Here is a 17,023-nt window from a genome sequence, read left to right as displayed (position 1 = left end):
CCGGTTCCGAGGAACCGGGCCCTCGGCGCATGTGCGGGTGCGGTTGCCGACATGGTGGATGACTCTGAGTGGGCATGATCCACCGCAGAGTCAGGAGTACGCATGTCCCGTACCGTCGTCCGCGCCATGACCGGGCCACTCGCCCTGGTTGCCGCGGCAGCTGTGATACCGCTCGGGTCCCCGGTTCCGGCGGCTGCCGACAGCATTGTCATCGGTGGGCAGCCGGCGCATGTCAAGGACAGCCCGTGGGTCGTGGCGCTGTCCAGCCGTAACCGATTCGGAGGTACCCGTGCGGGCCAGTTCTGCGGTGCCGTGCAGGTAGAGCCGACGAAGGTGCTGACCGCCGCCCACTGTCTGAGCCGGGAGGCGCTCGGCGCCGATGTGGGCCAGGTGCGCGACCTGCGGATCATTGCCGGGCGGGATGAGCTGACCGGCTCCGGCGGCCGGGAGGTCGCGGTCAAGGAGACGTGGATCAACCCGGGGTACGACCCCACCACCAACTCCGGCGATCTGGCGGTGCTCACGCTGGCCGATGCGCTCCCCGGGGAGAGCGTGATCCCGATGGCCACAGCCGGTGACCGGGCTGATGAGCCGGGTAGCGCAGCCCTCGTCTACGGCTGGGGAGACGTCTCCGGGAACGGTGACTACGTGACGTCGCTCCGCTCCGCCCAGGTGAAGGTTCTGCCGGACAGCACGTGCCGACGGGCCTACCCCGGCGACAGAGGCGCCGCGTACGAGGCCTCGACGATGCTCTGCGCGGGCGAACAGCAGGGCGGGCGCGATGCATGCCAGGGGGACAGCGGAGGGCCACTGGTGGCCGGTGGGCGGCTCATCGGCCTGGTGTCCTGGGGGAATGGCTGTGGGGTCGCGGGGCGCCCCGGCGTCTACACGAGGATCTCCGCGGCGGCGGGCTGGATGGCAGCCAGTAGCTGACCGGCGTCGCTCCGAAGGTACGAGAACGGGCGGTTCCCCCCTCGGTGGGGGAGCCGCCCGTCGGCCGGTACGGAGCCGGACCCTGGCTCGTCGTGGATGCGAGGTGTCAGTGTTGTTCCTCTTCGACGGCATTGGCCTGCACGGCCGTCAGTCGGTCCGTCTCATCCTGTATCTCCGCGGCGATCTTCTTGAGTTCCGGCTCGAACTTGCGACCGTGGTGGGCGCAGAAGAGCAGTTCACCGCCGCTGATCAGGACGACGCGCAGATATGCCTGGGCGCCGCAACGGTCACAGCGGTCTGCTGCGGTCAGCGGGCTCGCGGGGGTCAGAACAGTAGTCACGTCGCCTCTTCTCTAGCTCGACGAGCTGTCGTACCAGGGTCAACATCCAACCAGGCCGAAAACGTTCCCGCTCGTGGCTTTTCTTCGAAACTTCTTCTCAAGATGGCTGTCTGTTGCCGGTTGGCGGCGAATGTGCCGTATTGCGTAGCGCTACGGTTTCGCGTTGCTTGTATGGGTGGGTCGGTCCGTCCGGCCGGCTTGCCGGTTTGTTCATGAGGACGTGCCCGGAGCCTAAATGGTTCATGCCTCGAAGGGAACGTGATGTGCGCGTCACTCCCACGAGGGATCGAACGCGTATGCGAGGCTGGTCTAGTGTGAGCATTCCCCGAGGGCGGCGGTACAACCGCTCTACCAGGCCTCGGTACGCTCTCAGCGGCAACCGAAGCCGAGCCCGTTACCCACCTGGACCCCAAATGAAATTCAGCGAGGAGCGAACCGCGTGACCGCCGATACGTCCGTGCCGTCCACTGCGCTGCTGACCGGAGCAGACCGAGACGGCTCCAACTACACCGCGCGGCACCTTCTCGTACTTGAGGGGCTTGAGGCGGTTCGCAAGCGCCCCGGGATGTACATCGGGTCGACCGACAGCCGTGGCCTCATGCACTGCCTCTGGGAGATCATCGACAACTCCGTCGACGAGGCCCTCGGCGGTTACTGCGACCACATCGAGGTCGTCCTCCACGAGGACAACTCCGTCGAGGTCCGGGACAACGGCCGGGGCATCCCCGTCGACGTGGAGCCCAAGACCGGACTGTCCGGGGTCGAGGTCGTCATGACCAAGCTGCATGCCGGCGGCAAGTTCGGCGGCGGCTCGTACGCCGCGTCCGGTGGTCTGCACGGTGTGGGCGCCTCCGTGGTCAACGCGCTCTCGGCCCGCCTCGACGTCGAGGTCGACCGCAACAGCGCGACCCACTCGATCAGCTTCCGGCGCGGAGTGCCGGGCATCTTCACCGAGCAGGGGCCGGACAGCCCGTTCGACCCGGCCAACGGCCTCCGCAAGGGGAAGCGAGTCCCGAAGACGCGCACCGGCACCAGGGTGCGCTACTGGGCCGACCGGCAGATCTTCCTCAAGGACGCCAAGCTCAGCCTGGAGACGCTGTACCAGCGGGCCCGGCAGACGGCATTCCTCGTCCCCGGACTCACGATCGTCGTACGCGACGAACGTGGTCTCGACGGTGCGGGCGAGACCGAGGAGACGTTCCGCTTCGACGGCGGAATCAGTGAATTCTGCGACTACCTCGCCCAGGACAAGGCCGTCTGTGACGTGCTGCGGCTGACCGGGCAGGGCACCTTCAAGGAGACCGTGCCGGTCCTGGACGAGCGCGGGCACATGACGGCGACCGAGGTCACGCGTGAGCTGGCTGTCGATATCGCCATGCGCTGGGGCACGGGATACGACACCAACCTCAAGTCCTTCGTCAACATCATTGCCACCCCCAAGGGCGGCACCCACGTGACCGGGTTCGAACGCTCCGTGACCAAGACGGTCAACGAGGTGCTCCGCTCCGCGAAGCTCCTGCGGGTCGCCGAGGACGACATCGTCAAGGACGACGCCCTGGAGGGCCTCACCGCAGTCGTCACCGTACGGCTGGCGGAGCCGCAGTTCGAGGGCCAGACCAAGGAGGTCCTCGGCACCTCGGCGGCCAACCGGATCGTCGCCAATGTCGTCGCCAAGGAGCTCAAGGCATTCCTCACCTCCACCAAGCGTGATGCCAAGGCGCAGGCCAGGGCGGTCCTGGACAAGGCGGTCGCCGCCGCGCGCACCCGCATCGCGGCCCGGCAGCACAAGGACGCGCAGCGTCGCAAGACGGCGCTGGAGTCCTCCTCGCTGCCCGCCAAGCTCGCGGACTGCCGCAGCGACGACGTGGACCGCAGCGAGCTCTTCATCGTGGAGGGGGACTCCGCGCTCGGCACGGCCAAGCTCGCCCGGAACAGTGAGTTCCAAGCACTGCTGCCGATCCGGGGCAAGATCCTCAACGTCCAGAAGGCATCCGTCTCGGACATGCTGAAGAACGCCGAGTGCGGCGCGATCATCCAGGTCATAGGGGCCGGGTCCGGGCGGACCTTCGACATCGACGCCGCCCGCTACGGCAAGATCGTCCTCCTGGTGGACGCCGATGTCGACGGCGCGCACATCCGCATCCTGCTGCTCACGCTCTTCCAGCGGTACATGCGGCCCATGGTCGAAGCGGGACGCGTCTTCGCTGCCGTGCCCCCGCTCCACCGGATCGAGCTGGTCCAGCCGAAGAAGGGCCAGGACAAGTACATCTACACGTACTCCGACGGTGAGCTGCGCCAGACGCTGCTGGAGCTGCGGCGCAAGAACGTCCGGTACAAGGACTCGATCCAGCGGTACAAGGGGCTGGGCGAGATGGACGCCGACCAGCTGGCCGAGACCACGATGGATCCGCGCCACCGCACACTGCGGCGGATCAACATCGGCGACCTCGAATCCTCCGAGCAGGTCTTCGATCTGCTGATGGGCAACGAGGTCGCGCCCCGCAAGGAATTCATCACCAGCTCGGCGGCCACACTGGACCGCTCGCGCATCGACGCGTGACCAGCGGACGCCGTCTCCACCCACGGGTGGAGACGGCGTCTCCACCTACGATCAATCCCTGAGCCGATCCTCTGACCTGACATAGTCCGTAGCGTCGAAGGTGTTGAACCTTTCCGCACCTCGGAGGCCGCCATGTCAGGGCTCATCAACGTCCTGGTGATCATTGCCGTCATCGCGCTCGTCGTGGTCCGCCAGTGCTCGGCACGGCTGACGCTGCTCGCGCGCAGCGGTGCGCTGACCAGGCGGTCCGTGGGGATAAGCCCGGCATACGGTGATGCTGTCGGTGGCCTGTCGTCGCAGCCGGTGTGGAAGGACCGGGTGTGACACGCGCTACCTGGACGAGCTGGCCGTCCCGGGAGGCACTCTCCCGGCAGGGGCGCAAGCGCCCACGGGCGGTCATTGCCTGGTCTGTTCGCGCGCTCCTGCTGGCCCTCGTGCTCTGGGGCAGCGTCACCGCCGGGAACTTCGGCCCCTGGGAAGTCGCGGTCGGACTGCTGGGCGTACTGGGCTGCGCCTGGACCGCATGGGCGTTCTACCGGACCAGTCTGGAACACCGGCTGTGGCCCTCCCTCGGGCTCATGGCGTTGCTGATGGCGGCCGCCTTCGGGGCACAGCAGGCCGGTGCCGGTGTGCCGGCCCTGGTCCTGTGGTGCGGCTGCGCGGTGACCGCACTGGAGCGGTTGCCGCTCTCGGCGGCCGTTCCTGCCACGGCCGTCGCGCTCGCCGCGTACGCCGCTGTCAACACCGAGGGGTGGATGACGACGGCGCTGACCACGGGGGGCCTCTGCCTTGCGGGATATGTGCTCCGGCTGGATGCCGAGGCACGTGGCAGCGCCCTGCGGCTTCTGGCGCAGGAGCGGGCGGCGAGGGCGGCGGAAGCGGAATCGGCTGCGCTGAACGAGCGCTCCAGGATCGTTCGGGAGATACACGATGTGCTCGCGCACAGTCTCTCCGCGCAGCTGGTGCACCTGGAGGCGGCGCGGCTGCTCATCGCACGAGAGCCTTCCGGGGAGTTCCGGGATCAGGTCCTGGAGCGAGTGGTGGCGGCCCGTTCGATGGCGTGCGAGGGGCTGGCCGAGACCCGGCAGGCGCTCTCCGCGCTCCGGGGTGAGGTCGCGCCGGTGGAGGACTTCCTGAGGCAGCTGGTGACTGCGGAGCCGGGCGCGGTGACCGTGGCCGGGGAGCAGCGGCCGCTGACGGCGGACGCCTCGCAGGCGGTCCGGCGGGTGGCGCAGGAGGCGCTGACCAATGTGCGCAAGCATGCGCCGGGGGCCACCGTTCTCGTACGGCTGGAGTATCTGCCGGGCGAAGTCGCCCTGGAGGTCAGGGACCGGGGTGGCCGACGACCCGTGGACGAGCTCGCTGTCAGCGGCTCCGGATACGGTCTGCTGGGAATGAAGGAGCGCGCCGAGCTGCTCGGCGGGACGTTGGAGGCAGGCCCGGGCGAGGAGGGGTTCGTGGTGAGTCTGCGGGTGCCCGCGTGAACGCGCGGGTCGTGGTCGCCGACGATCAGTCGGTGGTGCGCGAGGGAATCGTGATGCTGCTGGGGCTGTTGCCCGGAATCGAGGTGGTGGGATCGGCGAGGGACGGGGACGAGGCCGTGGCGCTCGTCGCCGAGCGGGCACCCGATGTGGTTCTGATGGATCTTCGGATGCCGCGCTGCGACGGGGTGGAGGCAACACGGCGCATCCGCACGGAGTATCCGGGCACACAGGTAGTGGTCCTGACGACGTTCGCGGACGACGACTCGCTCTTCCCCGCGCTGCAGGCGGGGGCCCGCGGCTACCTCACCAAGGACGCAGGGGGCGACGAGATCGTGCGGGCCATCCAGGCAGTGCTGTCGGGCGAGGCCGGGCTCTCGCCCATGGTGCAGCGCCGGCTGCTGGAGCGGGTCACCACAGCACCGGCCCCCGCCGGGCCGGTGCCTGACGAGTCGCGACTGCCCGACGGTCTCACGCCCCGCGAGGCGGAAGTACTCGTTCTCATCGCCGAGGGCCTGTCCAACCGGGAGATCGCCCGCAAGCTGCACATCTCGCAGGCCACGGTGAAGAGCCACATCAACAATCTCTTCGCCAAGGCCGGCGTGCGCGACAGAGCGCAGGCCGTGCGCTATGCGTACGTTCGGGGTCTCGCACACCCGCCCGGGACAGCCTTCACCTGAAGAGGTGAAGAGCGGCGAATGAAGTGCCCGGGAGCTTCCTGATCTGCCCATTCTTGGGTGCGCGGCCGAAGTGGTCCGTGGAAAAGGGGAGTTGTTCGGTGGAGAAGGAAGCAGGGTGCGATGCTGCAGCGATGCGAGTCGACGACCCGTGGTACGACGCTCTGGCCTCCGGATGGGGCGAGCTGGACGGTGCGGGGGGTTTCGTATCCGTCGGGCCGCCCGGGCCCGTGACCCCGCAGCGCGGCCACAGTGCGGCCGACATCTATCTGGAGGTGCAGCGCAGCGCGGCCTTCCAGGAAGTACGTCGTCGGTACCGGCGGTTCGTCGGCCCCGCCACCCTGGCCTTTGTCATCTGGTACCTCGCCTACGTTGTCACGGCAGTCACCGCTCCCGGGCTGATGGCCCGTCCGGTTGCCGGGGCCGTGAACGTGGCGATGGTCGCGGGACTCGGGCAGTTCCTCACCACGTTCCTGCTCACCGGGGCGTACACACGTCATGCGCGGCTGTGCAGGGACCAGACCGCGCTCGATCTGCGGTGGGAGACTCAGGAGATGACGCGGGGGATCGGGCGTTGATGGGGAATCACCAGACCCTGACATTGCTCCTGTTCAGCGCATTCATCGCCGTGACGCTCGCCATCACCACCTGGGTGAGCCGCAACCGGCACGGCTCGGCGGAGGAGTTCTATGCCGGCGGTCGGTTGTTCTCCCCCATGGAGAATGGTTTCGCGATCGCCGGTGACTACATGTCGGCCGCATCCTTTCTCGGTATCTCCGGCCTGATCGCGCTGTTCGGATACGACGGCATGCTGTACTCGGTCGGCTTCCTCGTCGCCTGGCTCGTCGTCCTGCTGCTGGTGGCCGAACTCGTCCGTAACTGCGGCCGATTCACCCTCGCCGACGTGGTGGCCGCGCGGATGTCGGAACGCCCGGTACGGATCGCGGCGGGCACCTCCTCCGTCACCGTCTCCGTGCTGTACCTGGTGGCGCAGATGGTGGGTGCGGGCAGTCTGGTCGCCCTGCTGCTCGGCGGTACGAGCAATGCCGCCCGCTCCTGGACCGTCATCGGGGTCGGGGCGCTCATGGTGATCTATGTGTCCCTCGGAGGGATGCGCGCCACGACCTGGATCCAGATCGTCAAGGCCGTCCTGCTGATCGTGGGCGCGACTGTGCTCACCGTGCTCGTTCTGGTCCATTTCCACGGCAACGTCAACGCGCTGCTCACCTCCGCCGCCGAGCGGAGCGGCCACGGACTGAAGTTCCTCTCGCCCGGACTCAAGTACGGCGGCAGCTGGACCGCCCGATTCGACTTCATCAGCCTCGGGCTGGCCCTGGTGCTCGGCACGGCCGGACTGCCCCACATCCTGTCGCGCTTCTACACCGTGCCCACCGCCCGCGCCGCGCGCCGCTCGGTCGTCTGGTCGATCGGCCTCATCGGCAGTTTCTACCTGATGACGATCGTGCTCGGGTTCGGTGCGGCAGCGCTGGTCGGTTCGGCGGACGTACGGGCGTCGAGTCCCGCCGGGAACACGGCTGTCCCGCTGCTGGCCCTGGTGCTCGGCGGCGGCGAAGGTTCCACCGGGGGAGCGATCCTGTTCGCCGTGGTCGCGGCCGTGGCCTTCGCGACCATTCTCGCCGTCGTCGCCGGGATCACGCTTGCCTCCTCCGCCTCCGTGGCTCATGACCTCTACGCCTCGCTCAGGCGCCCGGGCTCCAAGCAGCACAGCGAAGTCACCGTGGCCAGGGTTGCCGCGGCCGGGATCGGGGTGGCCGCCATCGGGCTGGGCCTGGTCGCCCAGGATCTGAATGTGGCGTTCCTGGTCGGGCTCGCCTTCGCCGTAGCCGCCTCGGCCAATCTGCCGGTGCTGCTCTACTCGCTGTTCTGGCGGAACTTCACCACGCGGGGAGCGGTCTGGTCGGTCTACGGCGGGCTGATCCCCGCGGTGCTGCTCGTCCTGCTTTCACCGGTCGTCTCCGGCAGCGCCACCTCGCTCTTCCCCGGCGTCGACTTCCAGTTCTTCCCGCTGGAGAACCCCGGACTGGTCTCCGTCCCGCTCGGCTTCCTGGCCGGCTGGATCGGCACAGTCACATCACCCGAGCCACCCGACGACGCCAAGCATGCGGAGACCGAGGTCCGCGCGCTGACCGGGGCGGGGGCGGTGTAGCCGGTCCCGGATGTCGTCGTCCACGATCAGGACCTGGATCACTGAACTCCTCCCGTGAGGTCCGGCTCCGGATGCTGTGTTTCCGCGAGCCCCGGCTCGGTGAGCGCCTCGGGCAGCACGACAGTGAACTCGGCGCCGCTTTCCGGCGCCCCGGCGACGGTGGCGCTGCCGCCCTGTCGTTCGGCCAGCCGCCGTACCATCGCGAGGCCCAGACCGCGCTTGCCGTGTGCCGGGAGTTCCTTGGTCGACCAGCCCTCCGTGAAGACCGATTCGCGACTCTCGGGAGGGACGCCGGTGCCGCTGTCACGGACCCGCAGCACCACCGTACGGCCGTCCGCCCGTAGTCCCACCTCGATCAGGGCGTCGTCCGATCCGGCGGCCGCGTCCAGGGCATTGTCGACGAGGTTGCCGACGACGGTGACCAGCCCGCGCGGGTCCACCAGCCGGTCGGGGAGCAGCGTGCCGGGCGCCATGCGCAGCGAGACGCCGCGCTCCGCGGCGACCGTCGCCTTGCCGACCAGCAGGGAGGCCAGCAGCGGATCATGGACCTTCTCGGTGACCTGCTCGGCGGTGGCCCGGTGGACGCCGACGACCTCGGTGACGAACTCCATCGCGTCTTCGTGCTTCTCCAGCTCCAGCAGCCCCAGGAGGGTGTGCAGCCGGTTGGCGTGCTCGTGGTCCTGCGCGCGCAAGGCATCGATCAGACCGCGGGTGGAGTCGAGCTCGCGGCCGAGACGTTCGAGTTCGGTGCGGTCGCGAAGGGTGGAGACGGCGCCTCCGTCGGCGGTCGGCATCCGGTTGGCGAGCAGCACCCGGTTGCCGCGCACGGTCAGCAGATCGTCGCCCACCACCCGGCCGGCCAGCACGTCCGCGGTCCGCCCCCGGCCGAGCACGTCGTCGAGCGGGCGGCCCGCGGCGTCGGGGCCGAGCCCCAGCAGCCTCTGCGCCTCGTCGTTCAGCAGCCGGATGCGTCCCGTACGGTCCAGCGCGACGACCCCTTCGCGGATGCTGTGCAGCATCGCCTCGCGCTCGGTCAGCAGCGCGGAGATGTCGGAGAAGGCCAGGTCGTGGGTCTGTCGCTGGATGCGGCGGGAGATCAGGTAGGCGGCCAGCGCCCCGACGGCGAGTGCCCCGCCCGCGTAGGCGAGCAGCCCCGGGATCGCCGCCAGGAGCCGGGCGTGGACACTGTCGTACGCGATGCCGACCGAGACCGCTCCGACGATGTGGTCCGCGTTGTCGCGGAGCGGCACCTTGCCGCGTGCCGAGCGGCCGAGCGTACCGCTGTCGATCTCCATGATCTCTCCGCCCGCGAGCGCCTCACTGGGGTCGGTCGAGACGACCTTGCCGATCCGGCGGGTGTCGGTGTGCGACCAGCGCACCCCGTGCCGGTCCATGACGACGACGTACTCGGCGCCGGTGGACCACCTGATCCGCTCCGCGGCAGATTGCACGGGCCCCCCGGGCTCGGGGGCCGTGGTGAGCAGGGACTCGGCGATCTGCGGCTGCGCCGCCGTGCTCTGCGCGATGGCGAGCGCACGGCGCATCGCCTCGTCGTCGAGCTGCGTGCTGAGGGGTGCCAGGAAGAGGCCGGTGGCGAGTGCGGTGACGCCGGTGGCGATGGCGAGCTGCATCAGCAGCACCTGGGAGAAGACCCGCTGCGGCCAGCCGAGCCGTCGCGGTCTCCGGGGGGTGGGCGATGGTGCGCTCATCGCATGAAGGTAAGACGCAGTCCTGCACTTCCTGAAATTTCTCTTCATTCCCACTCCACGCAAGCCGCCTGCGCTTCTTCGCGGATCCTGCGTGCATGACGGACAGCCCTTTGCTCAGGTGGCACAGGAGGCGGGAGTCAGCGAGGCCGCGGTCAGCCGGGGGCTCAACGGCAAGCCCGGAGTCTGTGACGCCACCCGGAAGGTCGTCCTCTCCGCGCTCGGCGTCCTCAGCTACGAGCGTCCGACCCGGCTGCGCGGCGCGTGTGCCCGGCTGGAACGCCAATATCCTGGAGCAGGCGGAGGACTCGAAGATCATCCGCCCGGCGGCCCGCTCCATCGGTCCACCCCCGCCGCAGCCGGTACCGGCGCTGAGGTCCCTCCGAGAAAGGCCACCGTTGAGCCCGTCATCCCCGCCCCGCAGGCAGCAGATCCCGGTCATCGTCCTGGCAGGGTTCCTGGGTTCCGGCAAGACGACCCTGCTCAACCACCTGCTCCGCCACCGCGCGGGGAACCGGATCGGCGTGATCGTCAACGATTTCGGTTCGATCGAGATCGATGCCATGACCGTCTCGGGGCAGGTCGGCTCGACTGTCTCACTGGGCAACGGATGTCTGTGCTGCGCCGTCGACGCGAGCGAACTCGACACCTTCCTGGAGACGCTGACCCGCCCCGCCGTCGGCCTCGACGTGATCGTCATCGAGGCCAGCGGACTCGCGGAACCCCAGGAGCTCGTGCGCATGCTGCTGGCCAGCGACAACCCGCACATCGTGTACGGGGGACTGGTCGAGCTCGTCGACGCCGCCGAGTTCGACGCCGTCCGGGAGCGCCATCCGGAGATCGACCGGCACCTCGGCGTCGCCGATCTTGTCGTGCTGAACAAGACGGACCGGGTCACGGACGAGGAGCAGGACCGTATCCGGGACGTCGTCGCGGCGACCGGCAGCAGGGCGGCCGTTGTCTCCGCCGAGTACGGACGCATCGACCCGGAGCTGCTCTTCGACCCGGCGCTGCGGCCGGACGGCGAGGAGCGGATGCGTCAGCTCTCCTTCGAGGACCTCCTGCTGGACGAGGCGGGCGGCGAGACGCACACCGGGCATCTGCACACCACGTACGAGAGTGTCTCGTTCAGCGCCGATGTACCCATGAACCCCCGCCGAACGATGGAGTTCCTCGACTCCCGGCCGGAGGGCCTCTACCGGATCAAGGGGTACGTCGACTTCGGCTCGGGAGACCACGGAAACAAGTACGAGGTGCATGCGGTCGGCCGGTTCCTGCGGTTCGCCCCGCGGCCCTGGAAGCGCGACGAACCGCGCCTCACCCAGTTGGTGCTGATCGGCTCCGGCATCGACCCGGAAGCCCTGCACAAGGAACTGGCCGACTGCCGCGAGAGCACCGAACCACCGGTGGAAGCAGGGCCGGCGCCGGACATGACGCAGGACGCCGCACATGAGCAGAGCATGTGGGGCGTCCTGCGTTACGTACAACGGCCGGCCGAAACCGACTGACGCATCCGGCCGACGGTATCCCGCCGGTTACACCGGTCCGGCGACCACAGCGACCGGCTTGGCCAGCGGCGTCCCCGAACCGTCGCGCCGCGGATCCGGCTCCGGCAGTTCGGACGGGGTGCCGTTCTTCTGTGCCGCCCGCGCCGGGACCGCACCCGCCCAAGCGAACACCAGGACGTCCTCGCCCTTGAGGAAGCGCTGACAGCGCACCCCGCCGGTGGCCCTGCCCTTGCGCGGGTACTGGTCGAACGGCGTGAGCTTCGCCGTCAGCACCGAGTCGTCCAGCGTGCCGTGCGAGCCCGCCACCGTGAACACCATCGCGTCCGCCGCAGGGTCCACCGCGCCGAACGAGAGCACCTCGGCGCCCTCCGCCAGCTTCACGCCCGCCATGCCGCCCGCCGGGCGGCCCTGCGGCCGTACCTGGGCCGCCTGGTAGCGCAGCAGCTGTGCGTCGGACGTGATGAAGACGAGGTCCTCCTCGCCCGTGCGCAGTTCGGCGGCGCCGACGATCCGGTCACCATCCTTGAGGGTGATGACCTCCAGCTCGTCCTTGTTGGCCGGATAGTCCGGCACCACCCGCTTGACGACGCCCTGCAGGGTGCCGATCGCCAGGCCCGGGGAGGACTCGTCGAGCGTGGTGAGGCAGATGACCTCCTCACCGGTCTCCAGCGTGAGGAACTCCGAGACCTGTGCCCCGCCCGAAAGATTGGGGGCGGCATGGGTGTCGGGCAGCTGGGGCAGGTCGATCACCGAGAGCCGCAGCAGCCGCCCTGTCGACGTCACCACGCCGACATCGCCACGTGCCGTCGCCGGCACGGCCGACACGATCACGTCGTGCTTGGCGCGCTTGGCGTCCTCGGTGACGACGATCGGGTCGCCGGTGGCCGTACGGGCCAGCAGACCGGTCGAGGACAGCAGCACCCGGCAGGGGTCGTCCGCGACCTCCAGCGGCACCGAGGCGACCTGCGAACCGGCCGACTCCAGCAGCACCGTACGCCGGTCGGTGCCGAACTTCTTCGCGACCGCGGCCAGTTCGGTGGAGACCAGTTTGCGCAGCGCGGCGTCCGATTCGAGGATCGTCGTCAGCTCGTCGATCTCGGTGCTGAGCCGGTCCCGCTCGCTCTCCAGCTCGATCCGGTCGAACCGGGTCAGCCGGCGCAGCGGGGTGTCCAGGATGTACTGCGTCTGGATCTCGCTCAGCGAGAAGTGCTCGATGAGCCGCTCCTTCGCCTGCGCGGAATTGTCGCTGGACCGGATGAGCCGGATGACCTCGTCGATGTCGATCAGCGCGACGAGCAGGCCCTCGACCAGGTGCAGCCGGTCCCGGCGCTTGGTCCGGCGGAACTCGCTGCGGCGGCGCACCACGTCGAAGCGGTGGTCGAGGTAGACCTCGAGGAGCTCCTTGAGACCCAGCGTGAGCGGCTGTCCGTCGACCAGCGCCACATTGTTGATGCCGAAGGACTCCTCCATCGGCGTCAGCTTGTAGAGCTGTTCCAGCACGGCCTCGGGCACGAAGCCGTTCTTGACCTCGATGACCAGGCGCAGGCCGTGCTCGCGGTCGGTGAGGTCCTTGACATCGGCGATGCCCTGGAGCTTCTTCACCGAGACCAGGTCCTTGATCTTGGCGATCACCTTCTCCGGGCCGACGGAGAAGGGCAGTTCGGTGACGACCAGGCCCTTGCGGCGGGCCGTCACATTCTCCACGGTGACCGTCGCACGGATCTTGAACGTGCCGCGCCCGGCTGCGTACGCGTCCTTGATCCCGCCGAGGCCTACGATCCGGCCACCGGTCGGCAGGTCGGGTCCGGGGACGAACCGCATCAGGGTTTCCAGGTCCGCGCCCGGATGCCTGATCAGGTGGCGGGCGGCGGCGATGACCTCGCCCAGGTTGTGGGGCGGCATGTTGGTCGCCATGCCGACCGCGATCCCGGATGATCCGTTGACCAGGAGGTTCGGATAGGCGGCGGGGAGGGCGACCGGTTCCTGTTCCTGTCCGTCGTAATTCGACTGGAAATCGACGGTGTCCTCGTCGATCGACTCCGTCATCAGCGACGTGGCGTCGGCCATCCGGCACTCGGTGTACCGCATGGCGGCCGGCGGGTCGTCGTTGCCGAGCGAGCCGAAGTTGCCGTGCCCGTCGACGAGGGGGAGCCGCATCGAGAACGGCTGCGCCATCCGGACCAGCGCGTCGTAGATCGACGCGTCGCCGTGCGGATGCAGCTTGCCCATGACCTCGCCGACGACGCGGGCACACTTCACATAGCCGCGGTCGGGGCGCAGCCCCATCTCGTTCATCTGGTACACGATGCGGCGGTGCACCGGCTTCATGCCGTCGCGGGCGTCCGGCAGGGCCCGTGAGTAGATCACCGAGTACGCGTACTCGAGGAAGGAGCCCTGCATTTCGTCGACGACGTCGATGTCGAGGATCTTCTCCTCGAAGTCGTCCGGCGGCGGGGTCTTCGTACTGCGGCGGGCCATCGCTGCTGCGACTCCTTCACAGATCTGTTCGGGCAACCTCTGGTTCTGACGCGGACCATTGTGGACCGCCGCACTGACAACGCCGACCTCGACCCGTCCCAAGCGCACTTTCACACGAACTTCCCCGGCACGGGAACTTCGCCAGGTGCCGGTGCGCTTGCTTACAGTGGCAGGTCTCGCAGGAAATCCAGTATCGCGATCGAAGGGACGTACATGCCCATGGGTCACACGGCCACAGCCCAGGCCGGCTCCGGCGGCTTGACAGCGACCGAGCACCGTCTGGCCAACGGCCTGCGCGTGGTGCTCTCCGAGGACCATCTGACCCCGGTCGCCGCGGTGTGCCTCTGGTACGACGTCGGGTCGCGCCACGAGGTCAAGGGGCGCACAGGTCTGGCTCACCTCTTCGAGCACCTGATGTTCCAGGGCTCCGGGCAGGTCAAGGGGAACGGACACTTCGAGCTGGTGCAGGGCGCCGGGGGCTCCCTCAACGGGACGACCAGCTTCGAACGCACCAACTACTTCGAGACGATGCCCACGCATCAGCTGGAACTGGCCCTGTGGCTCGAAGCCGACCGGATGGGCTCGCTGCTCGCCGCGCTCGACGACGAGTCCATGGAGAACCAGCGGGACGTCGTCAAGAACGAGCGCCGCCAGCGGTACGACAATGTTCCGTACGGCACGGCGTTCGAGAGGCTGACCGCCCTCGCCTACCCCGAGGGCCACCCGTACCACCACACCCCGATCGGCTCGATGGCCGACCTGGACGCGGCGACGCTCGAAGACGCGCGGACCTTCTTCCGTACGTACTACGCGCCCAACAACGCGGTGCTGTCGGTCGTCGGCGACATTGACCCCGAGCAGACGCTCGCCTGGATCGAGAAGTACTTCGGCTCCATCCCGTCCCACGACGGCAAGCAGCCGCCGCGCGACGGCACGCTCCCCGAGATCATCGGCGAGCAGCTGCGTGAAGAGGTCCACGAGGAGGTCCCGGCGCGGGCGCTGATGGCCGCCTACCGGCTGCCGCACGACGGCACCAGGGAGTGCGACGCCGCGGATCTCGCGCTGACCGTGCTCGGCGGAGGCGAGTCCTCCCGGCTGCACAACCGCCTGGTCCGCCGCGACCGCACGGCCGTTGCGGCAGGCTTCGGGCTGCTGCGGCTGGCCGGCGCGCCCTCGCTCGGCTGGCTGGACGTGAAGACCTCCGGCGGTGTCGAGGTGGCGCAGATCGAGGCCGCGGTCGACGAGGAGCTGGCCCGATTCGCCGCCGAGGGCCCCACGCCCGAGGAAATGGAGCGCGCTCAGGCACAGTTGGAGCGCGAGTGGCTGGACCGGCTCGGTACGGTCGCGGGCCGCGCCGATGAACTCTGCCGGTTCGCCGTGCTGTTCGGCGACCCGCAGCTCGCCCTCACCGCCGTCCAGCGGGTCCTCGACGTCACTGCGGACGAGGTCCAGGCGGCGGCCAGGGCCCAGCTGCGCCCCGACAACCGGGCGGTGCTCGTCTACGAGCCGGTCGAGCCGGCCGAATCCGCCGACGCGGAAGCCGACGAGACGGACACCGACACCGACGCGCACGAAGGGGCGGACAAGTGACCGACGCTGCCGCGACTGGAGTATCGATGGAGTACCACCCGCAGCCGACCCCCGGCACGGCCAGGCCCTGGGCCTTTCCCGCACCCGAGCGCGGCGCCTTGCCCAATGGGCTGACGGTGCTGCGCTGCCACCGTCCCGGCCAGCAGGTCGTCGCGGTCGAGATCTTCCTCGACGCCCCGCTGGAAGCCGAGCCCGAGGGGCTCGACGGCGTGGCCACGATCATGGCGCGGGCCCTTTCCGAGGGCACCGACAAGCACTCCGCCGAGGAGTTCGCCGCTGAGCTGGAGCGTTGCGGCGCCACCCTCGACGCACACGCCGACCATCCCGGCATGCGGGTCTCCCTGGAGGTTCCGGCATCCCGGCTGGCCAAGGCGCTCGGGCTGGTCGCCGAGGCGCTGCGGGCGCCGGCGTTCGCCGACAGCGAGATCGAGCGACTGGTGAACAACCGGCTCGACGAGATTCCGCACGAGCAGGCCAATCCGGCCCGTCGTGCCGCCAAGCAGCTCTCCAAGGAGCTCTTCCCGGCCACGTCGCGGATGTCACGCCCGCGCCAGGGCACCGAGGAAACGGTGGAGCGGATCGACTCCGCGGCCGTGCGCGCCTTCTACGAGGCCCATGTCAGGCCGTCCACCGCGACCGTCGTCGTCGTCGGCGACCTCACCGGTATCGACCTGGACGCCCTGCTCGCCGACACCATCGGCGACTGGACCGGGAACACTGTGGAGCCCCGTCCGGTCCCGCCGATCACCGCCGACGACACCGGCCGCGTGGTGATCGTCGACCGTCCGGGCGCCGTGCAGACGCAGCTGCTGATCGGCCGGATCGGCGCCGACCGGCACGACAGCGTGTGGCCGGCCCAGGTCCTCGGCACCTACTGCCTGGGCGGCACACTCACCTCCCGGCTGGACCGGGTGCTGCGCGAGGAGAAGGGCTACACCTACGGCGTGCGGGCCTTCGGTCAGGTCCTGCGCTCGACGGCCCCGGACTCCGCCTCCGGGGCGACCGGCGCGGCGATGCTGGCGATCAGCGGCTCGGTGGACACGGAGTCCACCGGACCGGCGCTCGACGACCTGTGGAAGGTCCTGCGGACCCTGGTGGCCGAGGGACTGACCGACGCCGAGCGCGAGACTGCTGTGCAGAACCTCGTGGGTGTCGCCCCGCTGAAGTTCGAGACGGCTGCCTCCGTCGCCGGCACGCTCGCCGACCAGGTCGAGCAGCACCTCCCGGACGACTACCAGGCGCAGTTGTACGCCCGCCTGGCCGAGACCGGCACGGTCGAGGCGACCGCGGCCGTGGTCAACGCCTTCCCCGTGGACCGGCTGGTCACGATTCTCGTCGGCGACGCTGCGCAGATCGAGGAGCCGGTCAGGGCGCTGGGCATCGGAGAGGTTTCCGTCGTCACCGGCTGATGCACCAAAGCCCCACAAAGAGGGGCGAAGAGAGACCCTGGCGAGTCACTTCCTGCCAGGGTCTTCCTTTTTGCCCGATTTGAGGCGAAAGCTTCTTGCTTGCCCTGTGGGATGCGCTACAAAGCGCCCTGTCCGTTTGGTGAATGAAAGTGCCCCCGCCTAGCGTCGGCTCCG

At 69.1% G+C, this 17,023-nt stretch carries 13 protein-coding genes and 1 pseudogene; 11 read left to right on the top strand and 3 right to left on the bottom strand.

Going from position 1 to position 17,023, the window contains the following annotated elements; translation table 11 throughout:
* Positions 1 to 102 precede the first annotated feature (102 nt).
* A complete protein-coding gene (locus tag ACNPQM_RS06090; RefSeq protein ID WP_418083167.1) occupies positions 103 to 933 on the top strand; it encodes a S1 family peptidase in 831 nt (276 codons plus the stop codon).
* A gap of 106 nt (positions 934 to 1,039) precedes the next feature.
* Here ACNPQM_RS06090 and ACNPQM_RS06085 read toward each other — a convergent pair whose 3' ends face one another.
* Positions 1,040 to 1,273, bottom strand: coding sequence for a DUF7455 domain-containing protein (locus ACNPQM_RS06085; RefSeq protein WP_037701300.1), 234 nt, complete (start codon positions 1,271 to 1,273; stop codon positions 1,040 to 1,042).
* Between the two features lie 439 nt (positions 1,274 to 1,712).
* Here ACNPQM_RS06085 and ACNPQM_RS06080 point away from each other — a divergent pair, with 439 nt between their 5' ends.
* The 6 genes from ACNPQM_RS06080 to ACNPQM_RS06055 all read left to right on the top strand — a co-directional run bounded on the left by ACNPQM_RS06080 (position 1,713) and on the right by ACNPQM_RS06055 (position 8,158).
* Positions 1,713 to 3,833 (top strand): DNA gyrase/topoisomerase IV subunit B, encoded by a 2,121-nt coding sequence (locus ACNPQM_RS06080; RefSeq protein ID WP_358858843.1) that lies wholly within the window; start codon positions 1,713 to 1,715, stop codon positions 3,831 to 3,833.
* Between the two features lie 132 nt (positions 3,834 to 3,965).
* A complete protein-coding gene (locus ACNPQM_RS06075; protein ID WP_418083166.1) occupies positions 3,966 to 4,157 on the top strand; it encodes a hypothetical protein in 192 nt (63 codons plus the stop codon).
* Complete coding sequence (locus ACNPQM_RS06070; protein WP_418083165.1) at positions 4,154 to 5,317, top strand: sensor histidine kinase; 1,164 nt, start codon at positions 4,154 to 4,156, stop codon at positions 5,315 to 5,317. The genes ACNPQM_RS06075 and ACNPQM_RS06070 overlap by 4 nt, the downstream gene beginning before the upstream one ends.
* The gene (locus ACNPQM_RS06065) at positions 5,314 to 5,994 is read left to right on the top strand and encodes a response regulator transcription factor (protein WP_418083164.1); all 681 of its coding nucleotides are present in this window, start codon (positions 5,314 to 5,316) and stop codon (positions 5,992 to 5,994) included. The genes ACNPQM_RS06070 and ACNPQM_RS06065 overlap by 4 nt, the downstream gene beginning before the upstream one ends.
* A 131-nt stretch (positions 5,995 to 6,125) precedes the next feature.
* Complete coding sequence (locus ACNPQM_RS06060; RefSeq protein WP_418083163.1) at positions 6,126 to 6,569, top strand: DUF485 domain-containing protein; 444 nt, start codon at positions 6,126 to 6,128, stop codon at positions 6,567 to 6,569.
* Positions 6,566 to 8,158: a cation acetate symporter gene (locus ACNPQM_RS06055; protein WP_358858838.1), complete on the top strand. Its 1,593-nt coding sequence runs from the start codon at positions 6,566 to 6,568 to the stop codon at positions 8,156 to 8,158. Before ACNPQM_RS06060 ends, ACNPQM_RS06055 begins: the two co-directional genes overlap by 4 nt.
* Before the next feature lie 38 nt (positions 8,159 to 8,196).
* Here ACNPQM_RS06055 and ACNPQM_RS06050 read toward each other — a convergent pair whose 3' ends face one another.
* Positions 8,197 to 9,867, bottom strand: coding sequence for an ATP-binding protein (locus tag ACNPQM_RS06050; RefSeq protein WP_418083162.1), 1,671 nt, complete (start codon positions 9,865 to 9,867; stop codon positions 8,197 to 8,199).
* A 118-nt stretch (positions 9,868 to 9,985) separates the two neighbouring features.
* Here ACNPQM_RS06050 and ACNPQM_RS06045 point away from each other — a divergent pair.
* Together ACNPQM_RS06045 and ACNPQM_RS06040 are read left to right on the top strand one after the other, a co-directional pair.
* Positions 9,986 to 10,141: pseudogene (locus tag ACNPQM_RS06045) on the top strand (LacI family DNA-binding transcriptional regulator); the annotation flags it as partial.
* A gap of 121 nt (positions 10,142 to 10,262) precedes the next feature.
* Entirely contained in the window at positions 10,263 to 11,372 is a 1,110-nt protein-coding gene (locus tag ACNPQM_RS06040) for a CobW family GTP-binding protein (protein WP_418083161.1), read from the top strand.
* Between the two features lie 27 nt (positions 11,373 to 11,399).
* Here the strand turns inward: ACNPQM_RS06040 and ACNPQM_RS06035 are convergent, their stop codons facing one another.
* A complete protein-coding gene (locus ACNPQM_RS06035; RefSeq protein WP_358858835.1) occupies positions 11,400 to 13,850 on the bottom strand; it encodes a DNA gyrase/topoisomerase IV subunit A in 2,451 nt (816 codons plus the stop codon).
* Between the two features lie 213 nt (positions 13,851 to 14,063).
* Between ACNPQM_RS06035 and ACNPQM_RS06030 the strand changes: the two genes are divergently transcribed.
* Both ACNPQM_RS06030 and ACNPQM_RS06025 read left to right on the top strand, forming a co-directional pair.
* Complete coding sequence (locus ACNPQM_RS06030) at positions 14,064 to 15,440, top strand: M16 family metallopeptidase (RefSeq protein WP_366133723.1); 1,377 nt, start codon at positions 14,064 to 14,066, stop codon at positions 15,438 to 15,440.
* Positions 15,441 to 15,466: 26 nt separating this feature from the next.
* A complete protein-coding gene (locus ACNPQM_RS06025; protein WP_358858912.1) occupies positions 15,467 to 16,849 on the top strand; it encodes a M16 family metallopeptidase in 1,383 nt (460 codons plus the stop codon).
* Positions 16,850 to 17,023: the final 174 nt, after the last annotated feature.

The sequence above is a fragment of the Streptomyces sp. NPDC056231 genome (genome assembly GCF_048270745.1).
In the GTDB taxonomy this organism is placed as follows: Bacteria; Actinomycetota; Actinomycetes; order Streptomycetales; family Streptomycetaceae; genus Streptomyces.
This window is presented reverse-complemented; position numbering and strand designations above follow the sequence as displayed.